At 50.5% G+C, this 1,797-nt stretch carries 1 tRNA gene and 1 rRNA gene; both read right to left on the bottom strand.

The features are described from left to right. Window positions 1-41: 41 nt before the first annotated feature. Window positions 42-118: transfer RNA gene (locus MF4642_RS16425), tRNA-Ile, on the bottom strand. 61 nt (window positions 119-179) lie between these two features. Beyond that, window positions 180-1,716: ribosomal RNA gene (locus tag MF4642_RS16420) — 16S ribosomal RNA — on the bottom strand. Window positions 1,717-1,797 lie beyond the last annotated feature (81 nt).

Here is a 1,797-nt window from a genome sequence, read left to right as displayed (position 1 = left end):
TTTTCTGTATTCAGCATTTAACAATGCTTGTTAGTCAGATTTGGTGGGTCTGACAAGACTTGAACTTGTGACCCCACGCTTATCAAGCGTGTGCTCTAACCAACTGAGCTACAGACCCTCAGATACATCGTCATGAAGAACAACTTGTTGTGGATTCTTACCAATCGTCAATCTTTCGTTAAGGAGGTGATCCAGCCGCAGGTTCCCCTACGGCTACCTTGTTACGACTTCACCCCAGTCATCGGCCACACCGTGGTAAGCGTCCTCCTTGCGGTTAGACTACCTACTTCTGGTGCAACAAATTCCCATGGTGTGACGGGCGGTGTGTACAAGGCCCGGGAACGTATTCACCGCGGCATTCTGATCCGCGATTACTAGCGATTCCGACTTCATGGAGTCGAGTTGCAGACTCCAATCCGGACTACGATCGGCTTTTTGAGATTAGCATCCTATCGCTAGGTAGCAACCCTTTGTACCGACCATTGTAGCACGTGTGTAGCCCTGGTCGTAAGGGCCATGATGACTTGACGTCGTCCCCGCCTTCCTCCAGTTTGTCACTGGCAGTATCCTTAAAGTTCCCGGCTTAACCCGCTGGCAAATAAGGAAAAGGGTTGCGCTCGTTGCGGGACTTAACCCAACATCTCACGACACGAGCTGACGACAGCCATGCAGCACCTGTATGTAAGTTCCCGAAGGCACCAATCCATCTCTGGAAAGTTCTTACTATGTCAAGACCAGGTAAGGTTCTTCGCGTTGCATCGAATTAAACCACATGCTCCACCGCTTGTGCGGGCCCCCGTCAATTCATTTGAGTTTTAGTCTTGCGACCGTACTCCCCAGGCGGTCTACTTATCGCGTTAGCTGCGCCACTAAAGCCTCAAAGGCCCCAACGGCTAGTAGACATCGTTTACGGCATGGACTACCAGGGTATCTAATCCTGTTTGCTCCCCATGCTTTCGTACCTCAGCGTCAGTATTAGGCCAGATGGCTGCCTTCGCCATCGGTATTCCTCCAGATCTCTACGCATTTCACCGCTACACCTGGAATTCTACCATCCTCTCCCATACTCTAGCTTCCCAGTATCGAATGCAATTCCTAAGTTAAGCTCAGGGATTTCACATCCGACTTAAAAAGCCGCCTACGCACGCTTTACGCCCAGTAAATCCGATTAACGCTCGCACCCTCTGTATTACCGCGGCTGCTGGCACAGAGTTAGCCGGTGCTTATTCTGCGAGTAACGTCCACTATCCAGAGTATTAGTCCAAGTAGCCTCCTCCTCGCTTAAAGTGCTTTACAACCAAAAGGCCTTCTTCACACACGCGGCATGGCTGGATCAGGCTTGCGCCCATTGTCCAATATTCCCCACTGCTGCCTCCCGTAGGAGTCTGGGCCGTGTCTCAGTCCCAGTGTGGCGGATCATCCTCTCAGACCCGCTACAGATCGTCGCCTTGGTAGGCCTTTACCCCACCAACTAGCTAATCTGACTTAGGCTCATCTATTAGCGCAAGGTCCGAAGATCCCCTGCTTTCCCCCGTAGGGCGTATGCGGTATTAGCATTCCTTTCGGAATGTTGTCCCCCACTAATAGGCAGATTCCTAAGCATTACTCACCCGTCCGCCGCTAGGTAATGTAGCAAGCTACATCACCCCGCTCGACTTGCATGTGTTAAGCCTGCCGCCAGCGTTCAATCTGAGCCATGATCAAACTCTTCAGTTAAAAATCATTAGTAGCTTATGGCTACAAATCTTGGCTCATCAATTTTCTGACAAATATTTCTCAAATAAACTTCGAGTAATT

The sequence above is a fragment of the Acinetobacter sp. MF4642 genome, from assembly GCF_002018925.1.
Lineage (GTDB): Bacteria > Pseudomonadota > Gammaproteobacteria > Pseudomonadales > Moraxellaceae > Acinetobacter > Acinetobacter johnsonii.
The sequence above is the reverse complement of the archived record's forward strand: the minus strand, read 5'-3'. Positions and strand labels throughout refer to the sequence as shown.